The sequence below is a fragment of the Yersinia antarctica genome (assembly GCF_056636475.1).
Window position 1 is genome coordinate 1,106,749 of record NZ_JBSJQF010000001.1, and the last position, 26,524, is coordinate 1,133,272.

A 26,524-nucleotide genomic window follows, 5' to 3' on the forward strand; every position below is an offset into this window, starting at 1 on the left:
ATTCGTGTTATTCAGTCACTGTTTGTAAGTAATTAGTATCACTAATTGTAAGGTTATTGTGTTTTAGCTCACAATTCAGGCAATCTCTTATCCCAAAATCATGAGCAATTTGAATGTCAGTCCATAGCTGATCGCGCCAAATAACGTGGCGAAGATAATACTGTTGGTTTTATAAAAGCAGCCACAGATAACCAGAAAGCCAATCAGTGTCGGCATGAGTTTCTGCGGGTTATGCATAATTTCTGGTGTACTGGAAACCACCAATAACGCACAGATAGAAGCAATCCCAATGCTGTCCAACAGCAGTGAAACTCTGCCTCGTTGCAGACCCGCTTGTTTACGTGCTGGTCCCAGGCGCAGTGGCAAATAACGAAACAGGTAATTTACCGTTCCCACCACTAACCCAATAATCAGGACATCTGAATTCATGGTGTCGGCTCCTGCTCGTTATTTTCACTGTGTTCGGTCACCACTTCTGGTGTGGGTTGCAGCAGGGCGGCCAGGCACCCTGCGCCAATTCCGGCCAAAATCGCCACCGGAATAGAGAACAACACGGCGCCGAGCAATGCGCCACTCAGCGAGGCGATAACGGTTAGGCTGTATTGGCGTTTAAATGAGGCCAGCAGAAAGCTCAAGAACAACGCCGGTAACATAAAGGAGAGGGAGGCCTCAATAGCGGGATAATTCTCCAACGGGCCATTGCCAAACATGGCACCGATTGCGGTACCTGCCACCCAAGATAGCCAAGAGGTAAACGCGATACCGAGCATCCAGTTTTCGCTCCAGCGTCGCTCTTCTTTCATTAACTTGGTGGTGGCAGCAGCAAACACTTCATCGGTCAAACCAAATGCCCACAGCGCGGTTTTTTTACCGGATAATTTGGTCAGAATACGGTGTTTGAGTGCCGGTCCATACAAGATATGACGGATATCCATTGCCATCACGGTTAAGGCGGAAACCCATAATGACATCCCGGCGCTGAGCAGGGCGGTAATAACGAATTGGCTGGCACCGGCATAAATGATGCAAGAGAAGAAAATACCTTCCAGCGGGGTAAAACCCAGTTTTACCGAACTCAGACCAAAGGCGAAGGCGACGGGTAAATAGCCGATAACGATAGGCAGGCTATCGGTAATGCCCTCCGTAAAGGTGGCGGTTGACCGGGTAGCTGGAGGAGAGTCGGTGATTTGGCTTGGCATAAGATCTTTGGGTTACAGGGCAAAATAACAAGTTAGGTAACATTACCAGAGTGGTAATTTTCTTAATACCCTATAACCCAAATTTATATCTGCATTGATTATTAGTTAGCTAACTAATTAAGGTCACTCAACGGGTTGATTAACGGGAGGATCAAAGCGTTTACCGGCCAGCCACGTCGTAATATTTAGTATGCACAGCACCAAACCGGCCATTGCCACACCATACCAGCCGGCATGTTGGTATGCTGCTGCTGAAATCAGCGAACCTAACGCCCCGCCGATAAAGTAAGTGGTCATATAACCGGCGGTTAAGCGATTTCTGGCTTCCGGCATCATGCGATATATCACGCTCTGATTGGTGACATGCACCCCCTGAACCGCCAGATCCAACACCACAATGCCGATAATCAGCGCGATTATGGAATGTTGCCCCAGGGCGATAGGTATCCAAGACAACAGCAGTAATCCCAAACCAACACTGGTGGTGATGCGGGCTTTACCTTTATCCGCCAATTGGCCCGCTTTGGTCGCCATCAACGCGCCAGCAGCACCGACCAGGCCAAATAGCCCGATAGTAGCTTCTGAATAGCCGAAGGGGGGAGAAGCCAGTAAGAAGGCCATCGACGTCCACAACACACTAAAGTTGGCAAACGAGAGCGCGCCGAGCAAGGCACGGGTGCGCAGCACGGGTGTTCGAATAAACAGCGAGAATATTGAACCAAGCAGCTGGCCGTAATTTAAACCGGTATGTTGTTTATAGCGCGGCAGGTAGCGCCACAATACCAATGCCATGACGAACATCAGCGCGCTGGCGACCCAATAAATGGTGCGCCAACCGCCAATGGAGGCCAGTGCTCCTGCCACGGTTCGTGCCAGCAAAATCCCCAGCAGCAGACCACTCATAATAATACCGACCACCTTGCCGCGTTTTTCCGGCGCAGCCAGAGTGGCCGCCAGCGGCACCAGTAATTGTGCCACCACTGAGAACAAACCAGTGAGCGCGGTGCCAACAATCATCATAGTGAGGTTTTGTGACATCGCGGTAATCAGCATGCCGCCAGCAGCCAGCAAGGTCATGCCCACAATCAGCCCACGGCGTTCAAACATATCCCCTAGCGGCACCAGGAACATTAATCCCACAGCATAGCCCAACTGGGCCGCAGTAACGATAAATCCAGCTTGATTGACCGAGAGATTAAAGGCTTGTGCGATGGTTTCCAGCAGTGGCTGGGCATAGTAGTTGCTGGCAACAGCCAGTCCGGTTGCGACCGACATCAACACGATCAATGCCGGACTTAACCCGGAGTTTTCAGCTTTTTGTGTCATAAGGAATTATTCTGAATTGATAAGAGCGACAGTATTAGATAATTAGGAATGATAAACCAAGGGATAAATTTTATCTCAGTTCAGATCGGGTTTTAGTTGATACTCGATCGGTGATCACTTTGCTTCAACCAAGCAGGCTAATCGAACCGTGGCCGACTCGCTGGCGAATGACAGATAGCACTCAGCATGAAAATTATCTTATTACTGCGGTGGGCTTGTGTGCTATTTTCCGCAAAAATGCTTATGCTGAAACGATAGTTTCATTGGCCGGAGAAGGGTATGAAACAGATTGATGAACGTTTGCGGGCGCATTATGCACAGTTGACCCCGCAGGAGCAGCGCGTTACTGATTTTATTTTTGATCATTTTGACGACCTGATTAGCTATAACAGTGCTGAATTGGCGCGCTTGAGTGGGGTGTCTAAGGCCACGGTTAGCCGGCTGTTTAAGCGCTTGGGGTACGCCAGTTATCGGGAAATGCGTGAAGAAGTACGCACCTTGCGTCAAAGCGGTATGCCATTGACCGATAGTCGTGATGCGGTACAAGGGAACACCTTGCTGGCGCGCCACTATAAGCAAGAAATGGCGAATTTAACGCATTGGGTGAGTCAGTTGGATAGCCGTCAGTTAGCCGAGGTTATCGATGCGATGATACGTGCGCCGCGTATCTTATTATTGGGGCTACGAAACAGTTACCCGGTTGCTCTGCATTTACGTCAACAGTTGTTGCAGGTGCGCCAGCACGTGCAGTTGGTGCCACAAGCGGGGCAGACGCTGGCAGAGGAGTTGGTGGATGTCACGCCGCGTGATTTAGTTATTGTGGCGGCATTTCGCCGCCGGCCAAAAGTTATCCGCGAGATCCTGCTACAAATGCAGGTACAAGGCGTGCCGACGCTGCTGATTTGTGAGCCGCAAGCTCAGTCAATATTGCCGTTAGCAGGTTGGCGGTTGACTACGCCGCTCGACAGCGTATCGGCTTTTGATAGCTACTCTTCGGCCATGAGTCTGGCAAATTTACTGAGTAATGCTTTGTTGCATGAAATGCTCGCACAGGGCCGTCAGCGAATTCATCAAATCGCTGATTTATATGATGATTTAGGAGAGTTAGAGCAACGGTAGTTTGTTCGCCATATAGGTCAAAAGGCTATCGTTTAGTTCAGTGTCCGAAGGGGTAACACTCTTCTGGCTGTTGCGACAGCTTATGTCACTTTCACCTCCCGGCGGCGCGCTAACGCCTTCTTTTTATCAATTAATGCACTTTTGTGGTGCATTTTGATTGTTGATTTGCACCTTGATTGTGAGTCTCTCTCTTCGATTTATTCCTTGTGATTCGTGTAGTGAGCCTAAATATGGGCCTCTCGTCATAGGTTATCATTGGCATAGTAGTTGCAACGATGGTTTCAGTATTTGCTTTTAAAGAACCCATCGTTTCATTACTGAGTTATCGGAGATATGCTATGAACATGAAAAAGCGGATGTTGGCCTTGCTGGGTGCTGCACTGATATGGGTTCAGGCTCCTTCGGTGTTAGCCGATCAGTTAGAGCAAATTCAGCAGCGTGGTGTGTTGCGGGTCGCCGTTCCACAGGATTTCCCGCCATTTGGCTCGGTTGGTACGGATCTTCAGCCGCAGGGTTATGACATCGACATGGCACATTATTTGGCCGATAAGATGAAACTAAAGTTGCAACTGGTGCCGGTGACCAGTGCCAACCGAGTGCCTTATCTGCAAACGGATAAAGTGGATTTAGTGATTTCCAGCTTGGGTAAAAATCCTGAACGGGAAAAAGCTATCGCATTTAGCCGTGCCTATGCACCGTTTTTCTTGGGTGTATTTGGTGCTAAAGACGATGCACTGAAGCAACCAGAACAATTGGCAGGTAAAACGGTGGGGGTAACCCGTGGTGCAGTGGAAGATATGGTGCTGAGTGAGTTAGCCCCTAAAGATGCTCAGATTAAACGGTATGAAGATAACAACACTACGCTGTCAGCCTACCTGTCTGGTCAGGTGAATTATTTGGCGACGGGCAATTTGGTGGTCAGTGCACTGGTTCGCCAGAATCCAACCCAGGCACCGGTGGCGAAGTTTATGCTGAAAGATTCACCGTGTTATATCGGTTTGCGTCAGGGAGAACCGGCTCTGAAAGCCAAAGTGGATGCTCTGATTGGGGAAGCATTGCAGGATAACACGCTAAATGGTTTGTTCGAGAAATGGTTGAAGGCGCCGTTACCGGCTGATTTGGGTGCATAACAGGAGTTGGCTATGACCTATCAGCTTAATTTCTCTGCTTTGTGGCCTTATCTGCCTGAACTATTGTCGGGCCTGTTGACCACCATTGAGCTGACGGCTATGGCCACCCTCGGCGGTATTGCGCTGGGGATAGCGGGAGCAGCAATTCGCTGTGGTGATAGGGTTATATTGCGCCGGATATGGGGCGGTTATGTAGAAATTGTGCGTAATACCCCATTCGTGGTGCAACTGTTTTTTATTGTGTTTGGTTTACCGGCACTTGGCTTGAAACTTAGTGCCGGTCAGGCAGCCTTATTGGCGATGACTATCAATCTGGGCGCTTATAGCACGGAGATTATTCGTGCCGGGATTCAAGCCAGCGCTAAAGGCCAGTGGGAGGCGGGGCGGGTATTAGGGTTACGCCGTAGTCAGACTTTTTTCCGCGTGATCCTACCGCCGTCGTTACAGCGCATTTATCCGGCGCTGGTAAGCCAGTGCATTATTGTGATGCTCGGTTCTGCGGTGGTATCACAGATGTCATTTGAAGAACTGACATTTGCCGCCAACCTGATTCAGTCGCGCACCTTCCTCAGTTTTGAAGTCTATCTGGTGACCACCTTGCTCTATTTGTTGTTAGCCATCGCAATGCGCCAATTACTGCTGGCGGTTGGCCGTCGATTCTTTGGGAGCCATAACTCATGATGTTTACTGACTGGGATATCATCCGTAACTTGTTATTGGCCGCCCGCTGGACGCTGTTACTGTCACTAACGGCCTTTTTCGGTGGCACATTAGTGACATTACCATTGATGTTGATGCGCTTGAGTCGTTGGTGTTGGGCAGCTCGTTTTGTCCGTCTATATACCGAATTGTTTCAGGGTACGCCGTTGCTGATGCAACTGTTTCTGGCCTTCTTCGGCTTAGCGCTGTTGGGTATTGATGTTAGCCCGTGGGCGGCTGCGGCGATGGCTTTGACACTGTTTACCAGTGCCTTTCTGGTGGATATCTGGTGTGGCAGTATTGCAGCGTTGCCGAAAGGCCAGTGGGAGGCCTCCCGCTGTCTGGGTCTGAGTTTCAGCCAGACGTTATTGCGGGTGATTGTGCCGCAGGCGATGCGTATCGCAATTGCACCGACCGTGGGTTTCTCGGTGCAGGTTATCAAGGGCACAGCACTGGCATCGATCATTGGTTTTGTCGAATTAACCAAAGCGGGCACCATGCTCAATAATGTCACTTATCAGCCGTTTAAAGTTTTTGGCTTAGTGGCGCTGGGCTATTTCCTGATGTGTTATCCGTTGTCGCGTTACAGCCATTATCTGGAGAGGAAATTTCATGCCGCTGATCACCATTAATCAGGTTCAAAAATACTATGGCCAGAATCATGTACTTAAAGGCGTAGATCTGGATATCGAGATGGGCGAAGTGATCTCGATAATTGGCCGCAGTGGTTCAGGTAAAAGTACCTTATTGCGTTGTATCAACGGGCTGGAGGGATATCAGGACGGCAGTATCAAGTTGGGCGGTATGACGGTAACGGATCGTGATTCGCAGGCGCGGGAGATTAGCCGCTCGGTAGGCATGGTGTTCCAGAGTTTTAATCTGTTCCCACATATGACAGCGTTGGAGAATGTGATGCTGGCACCGCGTCGGGTACTGAAAAAGAGCACGACCGCGTGCCGTGAACTGGCGGCGTTGATGCTGGAAAAAGTTGGGCTGGCCGACCGGCTCGATTATTACCCGGCTAATCTTTCCGGTGGGCAGCAGCAGCGTGTGGCGATTGCCCGTGCGCTGGCGATGCAGCCGAAGGTATTGCTGTGCGATGAGATCACCTCGGCTTTGGATCCTGAGTTAGTGGGGGAAGTGTTGAAAGTCCTCGAACAGTTGGCGGCAGAAGGTATGACACTGATTCTGGTGACCCATGAGATGAATTTTGCCCGTGAAGTGGGTGACCGGGTGGTGTTTATGCATCAAGGGCGGGTGTGGGAGCAGGGCGAAAGTCGCGCCTTATTTGCTAATCCACAAACTACTGAATTAAAACAGTTTATATCATCGGTCCGTGGTTTGTAGGCCACATTTCACTGAATTATTTAAGGATGGAGATTTTCTATGTCGGCAATAAACCCTAATCCGCTGTTTTGTCAGATTAACCCACCGGCACGGTTGCTGATGGGGCCGGGGCCGATCAATGCCGATCCCCGGGTATTGCGGGCGATGGCCAGTCAGTTGATCGGGCAATACGATCCGGCGATGACAGAGTATATGAATCAGGTGATGGCGCTATATCGTGGGGTTTTCCGCACTGAGAATCAGTGGACGATGTTGATCGATGGCACCTCTCGTGCGGGTATTGAGGCGGTTCTGCTGTCGGCCATCCGCCCTGGCGATAAAGTTCTGGTGCCGGTTTTTGGCCGTTTTGGTCACTTATTGTGTGAAATTGCCCGCCGTTGCCGGGCCGAAGTCCACACTATCGAGGTGGCGTGGGGCGAGGTATTCAGCCCAGAGATGATTGAAGATGCTATCAAGAAAGTACACCCACGGCTGCTATTGACGGTGCAGGGCGATACTTCAACCACCATGTTGCAGCCGCTAGCTGAGTTGGGCGAGATCTGTCGCCGCCATCAAGTGTTGTTTTATACCGATGCGACTGCATCGCTGGGGGGGAACCTATTGGAAACTGACGCCTGGGGGTTGGACGCAGTATCTGCCGGGTTGCAAAAGTGCCTTGGCGGGCCATCAGGCAGTGCTCCGGTGACCCTCAGCCCACAATTCGCTGAGCAAATTCGGCGGCGCAAATGTATTGAGCAGGGGATCCGTACTCAGGATCATGCTGATGGCGACGAAGAGATGATCTATTCCAATTACTTTGATTTGGGCATGATCATGGATTATTGGGGGCCGGAGCGCCTGAATCATCATACCGAAGCCACCAGTATGCTGTTTGCGGCACGGGAATGCGCACGAGTAATACTGGAAGAGGGATTGGATAACGGTATTGCCCGTCATGCTTTGCATGGTGCAGCGTTGTTGGCGGGCATTCAGGGAATGGGGCTGGCGGTGTTCGGTGATATGAAGCACCGCATGAACAATGTGTTGGGGGTGGTTATTCCGACCGGTGTTCCTGGTGAGCAAGTGCGGCAACTGATGCTAAATGATTTTGGTATCGAGATTGGTACCTCATTCGGGCCGCTAAATGGCAAAATTTGGCGCATCGGCACTATGGGATATAACGCGCGTAAAGATTGTGTGATGCAAACGCTGGTGGTATTGGAGGCGGTATTAAACCGTTTAGGTTTTGCCACGGTTCAGGGCAACGGATTGCAAAGCGCGTGGAATGTCTATCAAGCTGAGAGTGATAAACCGGCTATTGATCCACTAAACGGAGCGAACTGATGGCTGTTACCCTGCCGGATGCCGAGGCAGAGCAGGCTGCATTACGGGTCTTGGCCCGTTGTGATGTGCTGGCGGCAATCAGTGAATCAGCGGATGCGCTGACGCGGGTGTACCTGTCTCCTGAACATTTGCGGGCAAATCAGCAAGTGGGTGAATGGATGCAGGCGGTCGGGATGCGCGTGTGGCAGGATGCAGTTGGTAATATTTGCGGCCGTTATGAAGGGCTGCAACCTGATGCGCCGGCCCTATTGTTAGGCTCTCATCTTGATACGGTGCGCAACGCCGGCCGTTACGATGGCATGCTAGGTGTATTAAGTGCGCTAGAAGTGGTGGGGTATTTGTATCGTCAGCAGCAGCGGCTGCCGGTGGCCATTGAGGTGATTGGTTTTGCCGATGAAGAGGGTACGCGCTTTGGTATCACCCTGCTGGGTAGTAAAGGTATCACTGGGCGCTGGCCGGCCGATTGGTTGAGTAAAACCGATGCTGAGGGTGTCAGTGTGGCGCAGGCCATGGAGAATCTTGATTTTGACCCGGCGGCTATTGTCAGTGCGCGACGTGAGGTGAGTGATTTTTGTGCTTATCTGGAGCTGCATATTGAACAGGGGCCGTGTTTAGAAAAGGCCGATTTGGCATTGGGTGTGGTGACGGCAATCAATGGCGCGCGCCGTCTGAATTGCCGATTTATTGGCTTAGCGGGCCACGCTGGTACGGTGCCGATGGGGCAGCGGCAAGATGCATTGGCCGGTGCGGCGCAATGGATTGGTGCCGTTGAACAGTTGACTGCTTGCTATGGTGAACATTTAGTGGCGACAGTTGGAACACTCAGTTGTTCGCCAGGTGCTGTGAATGTGATTGCCGCAGAGGTGGTTCTGACGCTGGATATTCGTGGCCCGCAAGACTGTCACGTGGACCAGTTACTGGCCAGCTTGTTGGCGCAGGCGCAAGTGATAGCAGCACAGCGCGGCCTGACTTTTTCATCAGAAGAGTTTTACCGTATCAGTGCTACCGAATGTGATATGGCTTTGCGCCAGCGAATCAACGCCAGTATTGATCGGGTACAGGGGCGCTCATTATTGCTGCCCAGCGGTGCGGGGCATGATGCCATTGCTGTTGCTGAGTGCTGGCCAGTAGGGATGTTGTTTGTGCGCTGCAAAGGAGGGGTAAGCCATCATCCTGATGAATCCGTCATGCATAGTGATATTGCGCTAGCCATTCAGGCTTATCTGGAAACGGTGCTATCCTGGCAGCGGGTTTAATACACTTGGGGAGCACTTTTGCGGCACGGCTCCCCCTGGTTTTACCTTTACAACAATAAAAAATCATCAACATCGCGCCATGCCGGAAAGGCTTCGCGATAGCTCTGCAATGTTTCTAAAGACAACTCAGCATCCAGTTGCGCAGCCAGTCCCGGTTCTGCTTGCGCCAACACCTCACCTTGAGCATCCAGAATCACACTGTCGCCCTGGTAGTGATGGCCGTTATCATCATCGCCGACCCGATTACATCCGGCGACGTAAGCCTGATTTTCTATCGCGCGCGCTGTCAGTAAACTTTGCCAGTGTTTGGCGCGAGGAGCTGGCCAGTTAGCGACATAGAGTGCTAAATCATAATCTTGCAAATTGCGTGACCACACCGGAAAACGCAGGTCATAGCAAACTTGCATCAAAATTCGCCAGCCGCGCCATTCCACCACCTTGCGCTCTTTGCCCGCTTGATAGTGGTGGTGCTCACCGGCCATGCGGAATAAGTGGCGTTTGTCATAATGATGAACGCGCCCATTCGGTTCAACCAGCAGGAAGCGGTTCACCGCACCCTTGGTGGTTTTCAGCGCCACACTGCCGCCAATCAGGGCATCAGTAACCGTGGCCCAATGGCGTAACCAGTTGATGACCTCACCTTCTGATAATGCATTTTCAGCCGCATTCATGGCAAAACCGGTGGTAAACATCTCTGGCAACACAATCACATCACGCTGCCGGAGTGGCTCCAACAGCATGTCAAAATGGCGCAGATTTGCCTGTGCATCCAACCATACCAATGGCTGTTGCAGCAGGGTCAGTTTTAAAGTTGACACAATCGCTCCGCCGCAGCATCCAGCGTGGCATCCTGTTTGGCGAAGCACAGTCGGATCAGTTTATGGGGAAACGGGCCTTCACAAAATACCGATAACGGTATCGCGGCCACGCCGACATGTTCGGTTAACCATTGGCAGAATTCAACATCATCAAGATCAGAAACCACGCTGTAATCGGCCAACAGGAAATAGGTGCCTTCACTCGGCAGAATTTTCAGGCGGCTGGTGGACAGCGCATTAACGAAGCGATCACGACGGGCGCGATAAAAATCGGGCAGTTGCTGCCAGTGCTCTGGTTGGGCATTGAGCATATCCGCCAATGCGAGCTGAACCGGCGTGCAAACCGAAAAGGTCAGATATTGATGAATTTTACGTACTTCGGCACTGATAGCGACGGGGGCGATGCAATACCCCCACTTTCCAACCGGTCATATGGAAGGTTTTGCCGAAAGAGGACACTGCAATGGCGCGTTGGCGCAGGTGCGGATGAGCCAGCACACTGGCATGGCCTGTGGCGCTAAAGCAGATGTGTTCGTACACCTCATCGCTCAGCACATAGATATTACGTTCAGCAATCACTTGCCACAGTTGTTCAAAGTCTTCCGCCCGCCAAACAGTCGCTGAAGGGTTATGCGGCGTATTGACGATAACCAGACGAGTACGTTCAGAAACCAGATCAGCAAATTCAGACCAGTCGGTGGCGAATGTCGGGGGTTTCAGTGCTATGCGCTTGAGTATGCCGCCCGCCAGTTTAACTACCGGTGCATAGCTGTCGTAACTGGGGTCAAAGCAGATAACTTCGTCGCCTGGGCGCACCAGGGCGGTAATGGCGGCAAACAGGGCTTCGCTGGCACCGGTAGTGATGGTGATTTCGCTGTCGGCATCGGGCTGCCAGCCGTAGATTTTAGCCGTTTTCTCCGCAATTGCATTGCGCAGCGGCGCCACGCCGGTCATTGGGGCATATTGGTTTGCACCTTGACTGACATGATAGGCCAATTGCTGTTTCAAATAGTCTGGGCCATCAAAATCGGGGAACCCTTGCGATAAGTTAATCGCTTGGTGTTTTTGCGCCAATGCACTCATTTGCGTAAAGATTGTAGTGCCTTGTGCCGGCAATTTACTGTCTGGAATAAAGGATAAAGTGCTCATGGCAGATGAATACTCCTGGCGCTGTATGTTGCCGTCAATATAACACGATGTTAAGATTTGGCAATCAAGACGCTTAGATGTTTAAACGGCTAAATGCCGTAATTCGCTAAGCATAGATAAAAATGTACTAAAGCTGATCGTCGGGCAAATTGCGGTTGCTAAATGTGATGACCCACCTACACCACAACAGGGATATGCAATGACAGAAAATGTACAACTTGGCGCGCTGTTAACCGCCTGCCACTGGATCGGGGAGAAGGGCTGGTGCCCAGCGACTGGTGGTAATATGTCCCTGCGGCTGGACTCGACTCATTGTCTGGTTACCGAATCGGGTAAAGATAAAGGCAGCCTCACCGCTGACGATTTTCTACTGGTAGAAACCGCCAACAACCATGTTCCCAGTGGGCGTACTCCCTCGGCAGAGACCGGGCTACATACCTTGCTTTATCGTCGGTATCCAGAGATCAATGCGGTGTTACATACTCACTCGGTGAATGCCACCGTGCTATCTCGGGTTGAGCGTAGCCATGAATTAGTATTGCAAGGCTATGAAATGCAGAAATCACTATCGGGTCAGCGTAGCCATTTGGATGCGGTTGCCATCCCTATTTTTGATAATGATCAGGATATTCCGGCGCTGGCCCAACGGGTTGCCGCACTGGCAGATAATAACCCGCTACACTACGGATTCTTGGTGCGCGGTCATGGCCTGTATTGCTGGGGAAATAGCGTGGTGGAAGCCCGTCGTCATCTGGAAGGGCTGGAATTCTTGTTCCAGTGTGAACTGCAACGCCGCTTGTTTGATCTCAATCCTAACGTGGGGGCTAAATGATCCAGGCTATTGTTACCGATATTGAAGGCACCACCAGTGACATCCGCTTTGTCCATCAGGTGCTGTTCCCCTATGCCCGCGAGCGACTGACGCCCTATTTGCGTGCACATCAGCAGGATGAAGAGATTGCCGTAGCGCTAACCAGTTTGCGCCATGAACTTGCACAGCCGGATGCTGATATTGAAACATTGATTACCGCGTTACATGGTTTTATGGATGAAGACCGTAAATCCACGGCGTTGAAAGCGATTCAAGGCATTATCTGGCGCACCGGTTATCTGCAAGGGGACTTTCGTGGTCATCTTTACCCAGAAGTGGCCCGGCAATTGGCCGACTGGCAGCAACAGGGTTTGGGGTTATATGTCTACTCTTCCGGCTCGGTTGCTGCGCAGAAACTGTTGTTTGGTTACAGCGATGCAGGGGATTTACGCCCGCTATTCAGTGGCTATTTTGATACCCATGTTGGGGGGAAACGTGAGGTGAGCTCTTATCAGAATATTGCTAGTCAATTAGCTATCGCCCCACAAGCACTGCTGTTCTTATCTGATATACGTCAGGAGTTGGATGCCGCGCAACTGGCGGGTTGGCAAACTTGCCAACTGATTCGCGACTTTCCTGATAACGAAAGCCGCCACCCACAGGTGAGCCGTTTTGATCAAATCGTTTTGGAGGATTTTACAGCATGAGCGGATTAACGATTTTTAGTGATGAGCAGCCGGAGCAACCGCTGTGGCAAAGCCGTGATGCTGAAGAGATCCAGCAGCAACTGACTGCTATTGGTGTGCGCTTTGAGCGCTGGCAGGCAGATCGTGAACTGGGTGAAAATCCACAGCCGGAGGCGGTGATTGCAGCTTATCAACATGAGATTGACCGGCTGGTGGCGGAGAAGGGTTATCAGAGTTGGGATGTGATTAGCATGCGGCCTGATAACGCTCAGCGGGAAGTGTTGCGTGAGAAGTTTTTATCAGAACATACCCACGGTGAAGATGAAGTGCGCTTTTTCGTTGCAGGTGCAGGGTTGTTCTGTTTGCATCTGAAAGGTAAAATTTATCAAATACTTTGTGAAAAGAATGACTTACTTTCTGTCCCTGCCGATACTCGCCACTGGTTTGATATGGGGTCTGCACCGAATTTCACGGCTATTCGGGTATTTGATAATCCTGAGGGGTGGGTGGCACATTTTACTGGCGATAAGATAGCCGATGCTTATCCACGTTTGGATTGATCACCTTCTTACTTGAAGCCGCAGCTAACACCGCTGCGGCTTCAATTGCTTTGGGGATAAAATTACAAACATTGCTAATTCTTAGCTTGGAAGAAGCCTGCCGCCACTTGTTCTGGGCTAATGACGCCGCTGTCTAATACCCAACCACTGATCAATGCTGCCGGTGTGACATCAAATGCCGGGTTATACACAGCGGCATCTTCTGGTGCCCAATGGCAACTGCCAAAGCTGCCTGAGACACCGGTCACTTCACTGGCGGCACGCTGCTCGATTGGGATCGCTGCACCATTCGGGCAGTTTGGATCGTGAGTAGTGTGCGGGGCGGCAACATAGAACGGAATATTGTGATAGTGGGCCAACACCGCCAAACTGTAAGTGCCTATTTTATTTGCCACATCGCCGTTGGCGGCAATGCGATCCGCACCAACCCAGATAGCATCCACTTTGCCCTGAGCCATCAGGCTGGCAGCCATCGAATCACAAATCAATTGATATGGAATACCTAACTCACCTAACTCCCAGGCGGTTAAGCGGCCGCCTTGTAGTAAAGGACGGGTTTCATCGACCCACACCTGCTGAATATTACCTTGCTGATGGGCTTTCAATAATACGCCGATAGCGGTACCAATGCCTGCCGTAGCGAGGCCACCGGTATTGCAGTGGGTTAGCAAGTTACTGCCCGGTTTAACCAGTGCCGCCCCATGCCGGGCAATGCGCTCGCACAATTCTCGGTCTTCATCCACCAAATGTAGCGCTTCGCGGACCAAAGTATCGACCCAGTTGGCTTGTAGCAAAGCCTGCTGCATCCGTGCCAGATTATTCATCAAGTTGACTGCCGTCGGGCGGGATTCACGCAGCGCGATGAGTGCCTGCTCAAGTTGAGCTTGCGGCAAACCACGTTCTGCCAGTAAAGCCAATAATAAACTTGCTGACAGTCCAATGAGCGGTGCACCACGGACTCGCAATGTTTGGATATGACCAATCAGTAACTCTACCGTATCAGCTAATAGCCACTCCTGACGCTGTGGTAATGCCTGCTGATCGAGTATCCAGAGCTGGTTATCGATAATTCTTAAGCTGGTGGTTTGTAAATCGAGCCTGTTAAGCGTCTGCATTGTCAGTTAAATCCATGTTGCGTTATTGCATCTGGTTTCTTATTCTGCCAACATATCTTACGGATGTGTAGACGTCTATATGGTTTTACGCCTAAATACGGATTTTTTAGCTCTAACAGAGAATAATTTCACAGCTAAGCAAGTAGTTGGCGGTGAGTGAACCAGAATCGGGTAAAGAATAAAGAGGTCGAAGATGTCGCGCTACCATACATTTACTGCTGCGGATGCTGTTGAATATGCTCGCCAATTTGGTCAGGTTGCTAATCCACTGACCTTAGTGATGGCCGATGAAATTGGGGATGGCAATCTCAATCTGGTGTTTAAAATCCGTGATGCGGCCGGCGTCAGTCGGGTGATTGTCAAGCAGGCACTGCCTTATGTGCGCTGCGTTGGGGAGTCTTGGCCGTTGACCTTGGATCGCGCCAGAATTGAAGCGCAAACCCTGCTGACACACAGCCAATTTTGCCCTCAACACACGGTCAATGTGCTGCATCACGATGCTGAATTGGCGGTTATGGTGCAAGAGGACTTATCTGATCACCATATCTGGCGCAGTGAACTGCTGGCAGGTAAACACTATCCGCAAGCGGCGGGACAACTGGCTGAATATTTGGCGCAAACCTTATTCCATACCTCAGATTTTTATCAGTCGGCACAAGCCAAAAAAGCGGCAGTGAGCTGCTATACCAATCCAGAGTTGTGCCAGATTACTGAGGATCTATTCTTTACTGACCCTTATATTGATCATGAACGTAATAATTTTGATCCGGCATTACTCCCTGATGTACTGGCTCTGCGCCAGGATAATGCTCTCAAGGTGGCGGTGGCCTCACTTAAACATCGCTTCTTGAGTAAGGCCGAAGCATTGCTGCACGGGGATATTCATAGTGGTTCTATCTTCGTTGCTGAGGGGCGTTTGAAAACTATTGATGCCGAATTTGGTTTCTATGGCCCAATCGGCTTTGATGTGGGTACCGCACTAGGGAATTTACTGCTCAATTACTGTGGACTACCCGGCTTGGCCGGCCCCCGTGATGCCGCAGCTAGCCGCGAGCAACGGCTGAAAGATGTGCATATTATCTGGCAAACATTTTCTAGCCGTTTCGTGGCGTTAAGTCAGGAAAAAACGCAGGATTTAGCCTTAGCGACCGAAGGATATGTACAACAGTTCCTGCAACAGGTTTGGCAAGATGCGATAGGGTTTTGTGGTACTGAATTAATTCGGCGTACCATTGGCCTGGCACATGTTGCTGATCTGGATAGTATCGCTGATGAAGAGATGCGCCGGGAATGTCAGCGTCATGCGTTGAGTTTGGGGCGTAGTTTGATATTGGCCGCATCACACATTGATAACATTGATAATTTGATTGCTCGCATCAGGCAGAATGGATAGCAAAAATTATTCATGGTACTCGGTGATGGTCTGAACCAGAATATAGTGACCCCGTTAAGTAATGCGGGGCTTTTTATTATTTAAATTACTATATCTAATTATAATTATAAAAAGCATTGTTCATATTTAAGTGATTAGCGGGTATTTAGGCTGTTTTAAAATACGATTAATGTTTTTTATTGTTATTATTAGTATTCCATGTGGCTTATTATTTCTTTTACTGTAATTGTAGTTGGTGTTATTTGGCTGGCTGGCTATTATTTTAATGTGTTTTTTCATTTTGTTAAGTTATTACTTCACTCCCTATTTAAATTCTAATTACTTTGATTATTTATTTGTATGTGAATCTATTATTGTTTCATGTCGATAATGAAATATCTACCATAAATAACTATTTGTTATACGTGTGAGATGAATATTAGTCTTAACCAACAGAGGTTACTCTTTGGGATGTTGGTATTTATTAATTTGTCATGCCATTTTACATTCTATTTTATGTTTATTTAATCACTTTATTAACTTGCTAACTAAAATCAACTATGTGGGCCAGTATTAAATGACGGAGGTTCTTATTATTTAAACTGGCGTGATCATCATGCTAAGCAGGCGTATTTTATGCGACATTTTTATTATCCAGAAAAATTACGGTATCAGACTAAACTGAGTTCCACAGTAATCATGTTTGCCCTTTTTTTTTGCTCACAGGTAGTCGCCGCTCCTCAGGTCATAAATGTACCGAATGCGGGTGTGATTAGTAACGAAATACGGCAAACAACGCCGGTGCCATTGCGTGCGCCACAGGAAGCTGAAATCAAACTTCCACCTTTGCTCCTTCCTACATCGTTTGGCGGTTCTACCTCGGCGGGAAGAATCATGTTACGTGAGGTTAGATTCGAGGGTGATACCCAGTTATTACGGCACAGTAACGGAAATAATAAAGCACTACGCGCCGTAATTACGCCTTGGTTGGGGCAACAATTAACCTTTAATGATTTACAAGCCATGACGTTAGCGGTAACTCGCTTTTATCGACAACAAGGATTTGTTGCCACTCAGGCAATATTGCCACCACAAACTATCCGTGAAGGTGTTGTCATAGTTCGTATTATTGCTGGCAGATTAGATAAACCGGAGATTAATAATCAGAGCCGGTTGAATACTGATTTTGCTACTGCGGTGATTGAAAGTAATAGTTGTAGCAAAGAAGTGGGTTTTGTTGGCAATAAAGATTGTGCCGCTTCTCCGGCTGAGTTATCCAGCCTTGAACGCACCACCCTTATTCTTAATGGAATTCCGGGGGTTGATGCTGCTTTGGCATTAAAACCGGGAACTCAATCGGGAATGACGAGAGTTTATGCTGATATATCCCCAGGACAGACTGCGATGGGATATCTCGGTGTGGATAACCAGGGTAATGATTATTCTGGTCATAATCGGTTATTAGTCGGTGGGGTACTCAATAATATGACCGGCTGGGGTGATCAACTACGTACTGATTTGATTTTATCCAGCTCGGTAGATGTATTCAATGGCATGTTGGATTACAACTTCCCCATTAATACTTATGGCACCCGTGCAGCGCTTAATTATAGTTATCTGGATTATACCCTAAAGGGGCCTTTCGAAATATTGGATGCTCATGGCCATTCTAACACTTGGGGCATTAATTTACGCCATCCGTGGATCCGTAATTCGGCAGCTAGAATTGATGTGAATACCGGTTATTATCAGAGCAGAATGCGTGATTCACTGATTATGCTGCCAGAACAAAAGCGCAATCTGGATGCCGGTGAGTTTGGTCTTGGTGGTACGTTTACCGCAGTACCTAGAGGACTCAGTAATTTTACTTTACTGGGTACGGCAGGCCATCTGTCATTGGATGACGAATTCAGTCAAAGCATGAATTCCTTAACTGGTATTGGTGGCACTTTTGCCCGTTTTAATTATCGTGCCGGTCATGATCAGGGTTTTGGCCCTTATTTCACCTTTTTCAACCAATTTACCGGTCAAATAGCCAGTAAGAATCTTGATAGCTCACAAAAACTGTTATTAGGTGGGCCGCTGGCGGTGCGCGCCTATGGCATTGGTGAAGGGGCGGTGGATAAAGGCACTCTTTTCACTACCGAATTACGCACCCATTGGCAACTCTTACTTCCCACATGGGCAGGAACTGGGAATCAAATCACCTTCGCGGCATTTTTTGACCAAGGGTGGGGCTCTTACTATCGCCAGCCTATCGCGGGCCTGACGGGGAATAATATTAACCTGTCTGGCTTTGGTGCCTATATCACACTCTTTCGTCCGGCAGATTACACCTTGAATCTGACTTGGGCACATCGAACCGGCCAGGCTGCAATTGCACAACCGGATAACGACCAACTTTGGCTTAGCGCTTACAAGATGTTTTAGCGCTTATTGGCATATTTGTCAGATTTAATGGACGTGAATAATGAACAGTAAATTATACAAACTTATTTTCTGCCGTCGGTTGGGATGTTTAATTGCTGTCGGAGAGTTTACCCGAGCTTACGGACGGTCCTTTTCGTCTGGCGGCAAAAAAGTCATTAATGACAATAATACAAAAGCTGGAATATTAAGCCACCTGGCCATCATGACGGGATTAGCTCTTGGCATATTACCGCTACGGGTATTCGCCCATCCCTCACTGCCGGTTAACGGCAATATTATTATCGGTCAAGGTGTGTTGAATGTTCACAACACCACCCTTACCGTGACTCAGCAAAGCGATAAGTTGGCAATCAATTGGGGCAGCTTTGATATCGCGCAGGGGAACAGCGTTATTTATAACCAGCCAGGGCAGCAGAGTATTGCGCTGAACCGGGTGCTTGGTCGCGATGCATCGCAGATATATGGCAGCCTAAAAGCGAATGGACAGGTCTTTTTACTTAATCCGAATGGCATTCTGTTTGGAAAAGGTGCGCAAGTTGATGTTGGTGGTTTGGTTGCCAGTACTAAATCCATGTCAAATCAGGATTTTGTTTCTGGGCGCTATACGTTGACCAGCCGAAAACATGAAGGCAAGTTGGTTAATCAGGCTAATTTGCACACCACCACTGGTGGCTATATCGCGCTGATTGGCCAGCAGGTTGATAATCAGGCTTCCGGTGTTATCGCGTCGCCGCAAGGAAAAGTAGCATTAGCGAGCGGGAGTCGTGTCACCCTTAATCTGGATCACGGCAGCTTGCTGAGTGTGCAAGTCCAGGGTGAACAGGTCAGTACTTTGTTGCAAAACGGCGGGCTGATTCAGGCTGATGGCGGGGTTATCCAACTGACAGCGCGCGGCAAAGAGATGTTAATGAATACTGTGATTGATAATACCGGTATTTTGCAGGCGCATAGTTTATCTGAAAAAAATGGCGTTATTTACCTCGATGGCGGCAGTGAAGGGGTGGTGAGCCAGCAAGGTGTTATTGATGTCAGTAGTGCGCAGGGCCGTGGCGGGAATGTTATCTTGCAAGGTGAAAAGATACATTTGGTCGAAACGAGCAAAATTGATGCTCGCGGGGCTGAGGGCGGTGGCAAAGTCCTGGTCGGGGGCGATTGGCAGGGTAAAAATAATGCGATAAAAAATGCCCGAGCAGTCGTCATGGATAAAGGTGCGGATATTGATGTTTCTGCTTCAAACCACGGGTCGGGTGGTACCGCCGTGCTCTGGTCAGAAGATTACACTGGCTTCTATGGCAATATTTATGCTCGTGGTGGGCTACAGTCAGGTAATGGTGGGCAGGTAGAGACATCCAGTAACCGTAATTTACAGGCTTTTGGTCAGGTTGATACTGCGGCTATTCATGGTAGTCAGGGGAGTTGGTTACTTGATCCCGCAGAGGTAAGTATTGTTGGTAGTGGTGCTGAAAGCGGGGTAATGGTTCAGATTGGGGACATTCCTGCTGGATATGTGAAAAATACCCAGGTTTTCGCTCCGACGGTCAAGGTAGCGCAAATATTGAATAGCAGTATCAATACTCAACTCGATCGCGGCACCAATGTGACGGTGACTACCACTAATCACACTTTAACCAATTGCCGCTGGTGCAATATTACGCTAGAGGCTGATATCAATAAAACAGCGGGTGGCGATGCTACGCTGACGTTACATGCTGACGGCAATGTTGTTATTAACAATAATATTACCGCTAATCTTGGCAAGCTGAATCTTAATTTATTAGCGGGTAATTCTACTGCCGACTCTGTTATTACATTAAATAATAGTGATGTGTTGTTAAATAAAGGGGATTTATTGGCAAAACATGCCAATGATAACAGTGCGACTCGTATTATTATTATGGGTGGGAAATATGATGTCGGCAACCTCACTCTTGAAGGAAATACTGGGGTGGCATCGCAAATTGGGGTGAGTATCAGTCATGCTGCTAATATTTCTGTAGCAGGTGAAACGCGTATAGCGGGTGAAAGTAGTAATGCTAATGGGCAAGGGTGGCGGGGTATTGATATATCTGAGGATTCAGTCTTGACTGGTTCGGGTAATATTTTATTTGATCTTAAGTCTAATTCTAAAAGTTCGTGGGTAGGCACATTTACGAATGCAACCATTACCGGTGATAAAGATATCACATTCCTGGTAAATACCAATGGTAGTGCATATGGTGGAATGGATTTTATTAATGGCAGTATTTATTCTAAGTCTGGCAATGTTTTATTTGATATCAATGGTGATATCTTTACCCAGACTAATCTTGGGTTACGGATAAAGGAATCACAAGTTAATGGAAATAGTGTTAAATTAAATATCAATATCACTGGAGTTGATGGTTTATTACTTAGAGATAGTAACCTTACGGCGACTGCCGGTAATATTGATGTTGATGCCACTACTACCAATAAAGGGCTGTGGATCTCAGGTAACACTAATATAAATGCCAGTGGCGATATTAATCTGAAAGGTGTAACCACGAACTCTACAGTTGCGGGTGCTGATGGCATCAGGATAAGTGGTAACTCCAGTAGTGTTCAGGTCAATATGACTGCCGGTGGTAATATATCGCTGGTGGCGGTTAATGAAGGAACGGAAATCGGTACCACAGTTGTTGCGGATTTTGCCAATATAAAAGCACAGGAAGGAGATTTTAATTTAAATATCAGTGGGGTCAAAGGCAGTCCTTTCAATAATGTCACTATCAGTGCCGATAATATTTTGATGAATGGTAATATCATCGGTAATGAAGTTGTATTGATGAAGAATACAGTTCTTACTGCTAAAAATGATATTAGAACCAATTTAACCTCCGCCGCACATAAAGCCTTCGGGTTCAGCGGTAATGGTGCGATGACGGCAGGCCAAGATATACTATTAGTTGCCAATACCTCAGCACTCGCTGTGGAGGCGGTGACAATAAATGGGACCTCATCTAACAAAGTAAATATCACTGCGGGGAAAGATATATCAATAGAAGCGAATAATCATGGCAATACTTCAGGGGCGGGTATTGGTATTGATGGGGCTAATATTGAAACTAAAAACGGAAACTTCACAGTAAATAACAATGGTTCAAAAGGCATAACCTGGGCCAATTTAGATCTCACAGCAAATGAGGTTAACGTTGTCTCTAACTCGACTAGCTCTGCCGGATTGGCAATACGTGAATCTAATATTACTGCTACAACAGGTGATATTAATGCCAATGTAACCTCCGAAAAAGAAGGTATTTTGATTAAGCCAAATACCATTTTTAATGCTAACAAAGATATTAATCTGACGGGAGTTGCCACCGGTGATGGCGGAGGGATTTTTATTCAAGGGGATTCAAATACGTCACATAATAATCTTAATGCACAAGGAGATATCACCTTAAATGGTAAGGCTGATATGGGGGCTGCTACGCGAGCATCTGTCTATCTATTAAATACGACGCTGACATCAACTGAGCACAATATTGATATCAATGGTCTGTCTCAGGGGTCGAGACATGTTTATTTTACTGATGTAGAACTTAATGCTACTGCGGGGAATGTTACTGTTTATTCTGAAACACTGGCCGCTTTACCGACTTCATTAAGCACTGCATTAAGTTTGGGGGGGAATATCAGTATAAAAGCCAAAAATGGTTCGATGATCGGTAAAGCATTTAATACGACGCAGGGCTCAGGCGTTGGTTTTAGAGCCAATAGTACCTTGTCGGTTGAAGGGAATATTGCGTTTCAAGGCGAGACAGAAGGCAATGGTGCTACCCGCAAAGGGATTGATTTTAATGGGGTGAATACACTCAATATTGCTAAAGGTAGCCAATTATCTCTCCTCGGTGAAAATAAAGGGGCACCAGCGACTGCTGGCGGAGGGGGTATTACCCATACAGATGCAGCTCAGTTAACGATAAACAATAATGGTTCTTTCAAAATGGAAGGGCGCTCAACCAGCGGTGTCGGCATTAACTTTCCTGCCAGTAATAATAGCGTGATATTAAGTGGCGAGGGTGACACTCTCATTAGCGGCAGTAGTGTCGAAGGTATTGGGGTTGCTATTTCCGGTGTGGTTAATAACGGTACCGGCCCGGTCACGATTGAAGGAACCAGTATTGATAGCGCCGGTGTTCACCTCTTCAGTGCCGAGCATCAAATTAATCATATTAATGTCACCGGGAGTTCAACGCCCCATTCCCGAACGAAACGCAACAAACCATCATGCGTTATGCAGCGAGTAGATACTCTAAAAATACCTCATTCGGTGAGCTGTATTCCAGAGATTTGCGCCCCCGAGTGTTGAGGATGTGCTCCAGTCTCGCAATATCTTCATCGCTGACGCCATTAAAATCGGTTCCTTTCGGATAAAACCGCCGTATCAGACCGTTGGTATGCTCATTCAACCCCCGCTCCCAGGAATGATAAGGCCGGGCAAAGTAAACCTTTGCGCCCGTTACCTGAGTGATGTCCTTATGTTTCGCAAACTCGGGTCCGTTATCTGCCGTCAGGGTTTTAAACTCACAGAAAGTATTCGCCACGATGTCCCTGAACGCTTCCACGACGCTCTCAGCGCACTTATTGGGGAGTTTACGGATAATGACCTGCTTTGTGGCTTTGTCCACGACCGTCAGCAGGAATGACTTCTGGTCTTTGCCAAAAATCGTATCGATTTCAACATGCCCGGGAACCTGTTTGAGTTCAGCCTCAGCAGGCCTGTGCTCAATGCCAACCCTGTCCGGGATGGGCGTGCGTCCGGGCTCACCAGTATCATAGCGATAGCGTTTACCCCGGTGAGGGAGCTGAAGGTAAAGCTTACCGCCAGCCTGTCTGTCCGAACGGATATAGCGGTAGAGGGTATTTTTGCTGACGGCGATATCAAACTGGATTTTCAGTCTCCCAGAGATAACCTCAGGGGAGGTATGTACAGCCAGCGCCTGCCGGAGAAAGTCTTGTGTCTGCTGGCCCAGAGGGAAACAGGCATTGTGTGCCGAGGTGGCGCCCCGCCGTTGTCTGGCTAAGGCATCAGCGCGTCTGGAGGAGTAAAGTCCGTTGAAGGCGGGGTCCGTATTACGTCTGAGCTCCCGGCTCAGGGTAGAGCGAGAGACGCCGAGCTCTCTGGCAATGCAGGACTGATTAACGCCTTCAGCTTTTCGTTTTTCGATGTAAAAGCGCTCATGCTGAGTCAAATGTTTTCCCTTCATGCAACAGGGTCTCCGACAGGGTCAATACGGCTATTTTATCCGTACCTGACCGGTGGGTCACTTTGTTGCATTTCGTTTGGGAATTGGCGAACCCATGCCGAAGGTCTGCGCATTAGCGGCAATGCCACTATTACTGATACCACTCTGACCGGAGAATCAATTAATGGCAATGGTGTGAAAATTGATCCACTGCCGGGTTCTAATATTGTCACTCATGCCGTGTTAGATAATGCCACGCTCAATGGCAGTAGTACTAATGGCATCGGCGTAGAGATTGCCAATGATATAAAGGGTGTCCATCAGAGTGTTATTAATGGCAGCACCGATGGTGTTGGTTATGGCATGGATATAGCAGAAAATTTATATGTCATCGGCACCAGTGAAACCGATTTGCTGACACTAAATGGGGTGGCAACAACAGATACCGGTACTGGGATAAAACTCAATGGCAATAATGATTTAAGTAATACCAGCTTAAATGGCTCGGCTGTGGATGGTATTGCATTGCATATCATCGGCCCACTGACCAATCAAGGCAATACGGTATTGAACGGCACTGCTTCCGGCAGCGGTATTGGTGTGTGGGTTAATGGCCAACTGAGCGACAGTGTGGTGAATGGGACTGCGGCCAGTGGCATTGGTGTTCAAGTTATGAATGGTGTGCTTGATGACAGCCGCATCAATGGCATCTCCGATTCTGGTTCTGGGGTTGGCGTCAATGGCGACACGGTGCTGAATGATACCGTGCTGGTGGGAAATAGTTCGGATGGTAAAGGGGTGGAGATCGTGGGCCGCCTGTCAGGTAGCCACGGCAGCGCAGTACAGGGTGAAGTGGTTAACGGCACGGGAGTGTATATCGATAGAGATGCCACTCTCACTGGTGGTGGTACGGACGATCTGTTTGCTGTCAACGGTAATGCGATGGGCGATAAAGGCACCGGTGTGCAACTGGAAGGTAATAATACCCTTGATAATACCACGCTAAACGGTAGCGCCACTCAGGGTACCGGTGTTGATATTGCCGGTCCGCTGGTGAATAACGGCAATACTCGCGTGGTGGGTATTGCCACTGGCGGCAACGGGGTGGCGCTGAACGGGGCGATCGCTGGCGGCACGGTTAATGGCAACTCGGACAGGGGGACGGGTGTCAAAGTTGATGGTGATATCCAACTTAATAACACCATCATTAACGGTAACAGCTCTGACGGCAAAGGGGTGGAGATCGCCGGTAACCTCACTGGCCGCAATGGCAGTGCGGTACAGGGCGATACCACTAACGGCACCGGGGTGGACATTGGTAAACAAATCCTCCTGGAGGGCGGTGGCCTGGGTGACCTGCTCAATGTTACCGGCAACGCCACCGGCGAGAATGGCACCGGCGTGCAGTTTGACGGTATCAATCTCCTTGATAACACCACCCTAACGGGGAATGCCACTAACGGCACCGGGGTGGATATTAATGGCTTACTACAAAATGAAGGTAACACCACGATTGGGGGGCAATCGGAGAATGGCAACGGTGTCCAGCTTGGAGGGGCAGTCAGTGGCGGCACAATTAATGGTACATCAGCTAATGGCAGCGGCATCAAGGTGGCAAATGACAGTAATCTGGACCACGCCATCCTCAACGGCAACAGCCCGGACGGTAAGGGGGTGGAGATCGCCGGTAACCTCACTGGCCGCAATGGCAGTGCGGTACAGGGCGATACCACTAACGGCACCGGGGTGGACATTGGTAAACAAATCCTCCTGGAGGGCGGTGGCCTGGGTGACCTGCTCAATGTTACCGGCAACGCCACCGGCGAGAATGGCACCGGCGTGCAGCTTGACGGTATCAATCTCCTTGATAACACCACCCTGACGGGGAATGCCACTAACGGCACCGGGGTGGATATTAATGGCTTACTACAAAATGAAGGTAATACCACGATTGGGGGGCAATCGGAGAATGGCAACGGTGTCCAGCTTGGAGGGGCAGTCAGTGGCGGCACAATTAATGGTACATCAGCTAATGGCAGCGGCATCAAGGTGGCAAATGACAGTAATCTGGACCACGCCATCCTCAACGGTAACAGCCCGGACGGTAAGGGGGTAGAGTTCGCCGCTAATCTGACAGGTGGCAACGGCAGCGTGGTGCAAGGCGATACCACTAATGGCACCGGTGTTGATATTGGTGAAAACGCCTCGCTCAGTGGCCCTGCAGCGGATGATCTGCTGACGGTGATCGGCAATGCTAGCGGTGAGAAAGGCACCGGTGTTCAGTTCGGCGGCAACAATACGCTGAATGACACCACCTTAGGCGGTAATGCCAGCGATGGTCATGGCGTGGAGATCACGGGGCTAGTATTCAACAGCGGCAATACGACGATTAATGGTGATGCCGCAGGTGATGGTCATGGTGTGCATATTGGTGGCCCAATTAGTGGGGGGAGGGTGAACGGCCGTTCCGGTAATACTCATGGTATTTTCCTCAATGATTATGCAGCGATAACTGACATTACGCTTGGCGGGAATACCGGCTCATATAAGCCATCGGTGTTTTTCACCTTGCCGGAGAATATTGGTGACAATGTGATTATCAATGGCAAACCTGTTAATAAAAATAATTTTGGCGGTAAAGTCAGGTCGGCCCCTAACCCCGGTGATAAATCGACTGGAGATAGTACGCAGGTAGCTCAGTCTCAGGAGGGGGGGGAATCAGCCTCGTTACTCATAAGACGAAATCAAATTCTCGGCGCCCTCGAAACACAAACTTTACCGCCCTCTATCCTGACTGAATATGAGCATGATAGTACAGACCATATCAGCCTCACGGTTTGTATTCCTAAGGGTATAACCTCCGAACAGGTTACCAATGAGCACGAGCTATGCGGGACCCATGTTCTCGGTAAGTGGAACCCCCTGACTAAAATATCGGGTCAGGAGTAATGGATTTTTAACTCTCTAAATTTGCTAG

Annotated in this window: 20 protein-coding genes and 1 pseudogene; 14 read left to right on the forward strand and 7 right to left on the reverse strand. The window is 49.1% G+C overall.

What is annotated here, in order from left to right; genetic code table 11:
- Positions 1-87: 87 nt before the first annotated feature.
- From ygaH to ACWJJO_RS04925, 3 genes are all read right to left on the reverse strand, one after another.
- A complete protein-coding gene (ygaH, locus tag ACWJJO_RS04915; RefSeq protein WP_083160189.1) occupies positions 88-429 on the reverse strand; it encodes an L-valine transporter subunit YgaH in 342 nt (113 codons plus the stop codon).
- A complete protein-coding gene (locus ACWJJO_RS04920) occupies positions 426-1,199 on the reverse strand; it encodes an AzlC family ABC transporter permease (protein WP_083160187.1) in 774 nt (257 codons plus the stop codon). The genes ygaH and ACWJJO_RS04920 overlap by 4 nt, the downstream gene beginning before the upstream one ends.
- Before the next feature lie 123 nt (positions 1,200-1,322).
- Positions 1,323-2,525, reverse strand: a complete 1,203-nt coding sequence (locus tag ACWJJO_RS04925) for an MFS transporter (protein WP_442848092.1) — start codon at positions 2,523-2,525, stop codon at positions 1,323-1,325.
- Positions 2,526-2,804: 279 nt separating this feature from the next.
- On the opposite strand from ACWJJO_RS04925, the gene ACWJJO_RS04930 reads away from it, so the two are divergent.
- The 7 genes from ACWJJO_RS04930 to hpxK all read left to right on the forward strand — a co-directional run bounded on the left by ACWJJO_RS04930 (position 2,805) and on the right by hpxK (position 9,399).
- On the forward strand, positions 2,805-3,644 hold the full coding sequence (locus ACWJJO_RS04930) for a MurR/RpiR family transcriptional regulator (RefSeq protein ID WP_481090695.1): 840 nt from the start codon (positions 2,805-2,807) through the stop codon (positions 3,642-3,644).
- A 338-nt stretch (positions 3,645-3,982) separates the two neighbouring features.
- Positions 3,983-4,774 carry a transporter substrate-binding domain-containing protein gene (locus ACWJJO_RS04935; RefSeq protein ID WP_481090696.1) on the forward strand — a complete coding sequence of 264 codons (792 nt, stop codon included), beginning with the start codon at positions 3,983-3,985 and terminating at the stop codon, positions 4,772-4,774.
- A 12-nt stretch (positions 4,775-4,786) separates the two neighbouring features.
- Positions 4,787-5,455, forward strand: a complete 669-nt coding sequence (locus tag ACWJJO_RS04940) for an amino acid ABC transporter permease (RefSeq protein WP_481090697.1) — start codon at positions 4,787-4,789, stop codon at positions 5,453-5,455.
- A complete protein-coding gene (locus ACWJJO_RS04945; protein WP_372558134.1) occupies positions 5,452-6,105 on the forward strand; it encodes an amino acid ABC transporter permease in 654 nt (217 codons plus the stop codon). The genes ACWJJO_RS04940 and ACWJJO_RS04945 overlap by 4 nt, the downstream gene beginning before the upstream one ends.
- Complete coding sequence (locus tag ACWJJO_RS04950) at positions 6,086-6,820, forward strand: amino acid ABC transporter ATP-binding protein (RefSeq protein WP_083160177.1); 735 nt, start codon at positions 6,086-6,088, stop codon at positions 6,818-6,820. The genes ACWJJO_RS04945 and ACWJJO_RS04950 overlap by 20 nt, the downstream gene beginning before the upstream one ends.
- Before the next feature lie 39 nt (positions 6,821-6,859).
- A complete protein-coding gene (locus tag ACWJJO_RS04955) occupies positions 6,860-8,143 on the forward strand; it encodes a pyridoxal-phosphate-dependent aminotransferase family protein (RefSeq protein ID WP_481090698.1) in 1,284 nt (427 codons plus the stop codon).
- Complete coding sequence (gene hpxK / locus ACWJJO_RS04960) at positions 8,143-9,399, forward strand: allantoate amidohydrolase (protein ID WP_420073159.1); 1,257 nt, start codon at positions 8,143-8,145, stop codon at positions 9,397-9,399. The genes ACWJJO_RS04955 and hpxK overlap by 1 nt, the downstream gene beginning before the upstream one ends.
- A gap of 47 nt (positions 9,400-9,446) precedes the next feature.
- Here hpxK and ACWJJO_RS04965 read toward each other — a convergent pair whose 3' ends face one another.
- Entirely contained in the window at positions 9,447-10,217 is a 771-nt protein-coding gene (locus ACWJJO_RS04965; protein WP_481090699.1) for an amidohydrolase, read from the reverse strand.
- Positions 10,205-11,366: pseudogene (locus ACWJJO_RS04970) on the reverse strand (pyridoxal phosphate-dependent aminotransferase). The gene ACWJJO_RS04965 and the pseudogene ACWJJO_RS04970 overlap by 13 nt, the downstream one beginning before the upstream one ends.
- A 199-nt stretch (positions 11,367-11,565) precedes the next feature.
- Here ACWJJO_RS04970 and ACWJJO_RS04975 point away from each other — a divergent pair.
- Genes ACWJJO_RS04975 through ACWJJO_RS04985 form a run of 3 tightly spaced genes read left to right on the forward strand, consistent with a single transcriptional unit; the run spans position 11,566 to position 13,423 of the window.
- On the forward strand, positions 11,566-12,198 hold the full coding sequence (locus ACWJJO_RS04975) for a methylthioribulose 1-phosphate dehydratase (protein ID WP_420073158.1): 633 nt from the start codon (positions 11,566-11,568) through the stop codon (positions 12,196-12,198).
- On the forward strand, positions 12,195-12,884 hold the full coding sequence (gene mtnC / locus ACWJJO_RS04980) for an acireductone synthase (RefSeq protein WP_083160167.1): 690 nt from the start codon (positions 12,195-12,197) through the stop codon (positions 12,882-12,884). Before ACWJJO_RS04975 ends, mtnC begins: the two co-directional genes overlap by 4 nt.
- Positions 12,881-13,423 carry a 1,2-dihydroxy-3-keto-5-methylthiopentene dioxygenase gene (locus ACWJJO_RS04985; RefSeq protein ID WP_481090700.1) on the forward strand — a complete coding sequence of 181 codons (543 nt, stop codon included), beginning with the start codon at positions 12,881-12,883 and terminating at the stop codon, positions 13,421-13,423. Before mtnC ends, ACWJJO_RS04985 begins: the two co-directional genes overlap by 4 nt.
- Positions 13,424-13,497: 74 nt before the next feature.
- Here ACWJJO_RS04985 and mtnA read toward each other — a convergent pair whose 3' ends face one another.
- Positions 13,498-14,538, reverse strand: a complete 1,041-nt coding sequence (gene mtnA / locus ACWJJO_RS04990) for an S-methyl-5-thioribose-1-phosphate isomerase (RefSeq protein WP_372568740.1) — start codon at positions 14,536-14,538, stop codon at positions 13,498-13,500.
- A gap of 193 nt (positions 14,539-14,731) precedes the next feature.
- Between mtnA and mtnK the strand changes: the two genes are divergently transcribed.
- The 3 genes from mtnK (at position 14,732) to ACWJJO_RS05005 (ending at position 22,670) form a co-directional block, all read left to right on the forward strand.
- Positions 14,732-15,931, forward strand: coding sequence for an S-methyl-5-thioribose kinase (gene mtnK, locus ACWJJO_RS04995; RefSeq protein WP_083160161.1), 1,200 nt, complete (start codon positions 14,732-14,734; stop codon positions 15,929-15,931).
- A 615-nt stretch (positions 15,932-16,546) separates the two neighbouring features.
- On the forward strand, positions 16,547-18,340 hold the full coding sequence (locus ACWJJO_RS05000; RefSeq protein WP_481090701.1) for a ShlB/FhaC/HecB family hemolysin secretion/activation protein: 1,794 nt from the start codon (positions 16,547-16,549) through the stop codon (positions 18,338-18,340).
- 40 nt (positions 18,341-18,380) lie between these two features.
- Positions 18,381-22,670, forward strand: a complete 4,290-nt coding sequence (locus tag ACWJJO_RS05005; RefSeq protein ID WP_481090702.1) for a two-partner secretion domain-containing protein — start codon at positions 18,381-18,383, stop codon at positions 22,668-22,670.
- On the opposite strand, the gene ACWJJO_RS05010 is transcribed toward ACWJJO_RS05005, so the two are convergent.
- The gene (locus ACWJJO_RS05010) at positions 22,594-23,568 is read right to left on the reverse strand and encodes an IS30 family transposase (protein WP_481090518.1); all 975 of its coding nucleotides are present in this window, start codon (positions 23,566-23,568) and stop codon (positions 22,594-22,596) included. The two genes, ACWJJO_RS05005 and ACWJJO_RS05010, sit on opposite strands and share 77 nt — an antisense overlap.
- Here ACWJJO_RS05010 and ACWJJO_RS05015 point away from each other — a divergent pair.
- Positions 23,554-26,496: a beta strand repeat-containing protein gene (locus tag ACWJJO_RS05015; RefSeq protein ID WP_481090703.1), complete on the forward strand. Its 2,943-nt coding sequence runs from the start codon at positions 23,554-23,556 to the stop codon at positions 26,494-26,496. The two genes, ACWJJO_RS05010 and ACWJJO_RS05015, sit on opposite strands and share 15 nt — an antisense overlap.
- Positions 26,497-26,524 lie beyond the last annotated feature (28 nt).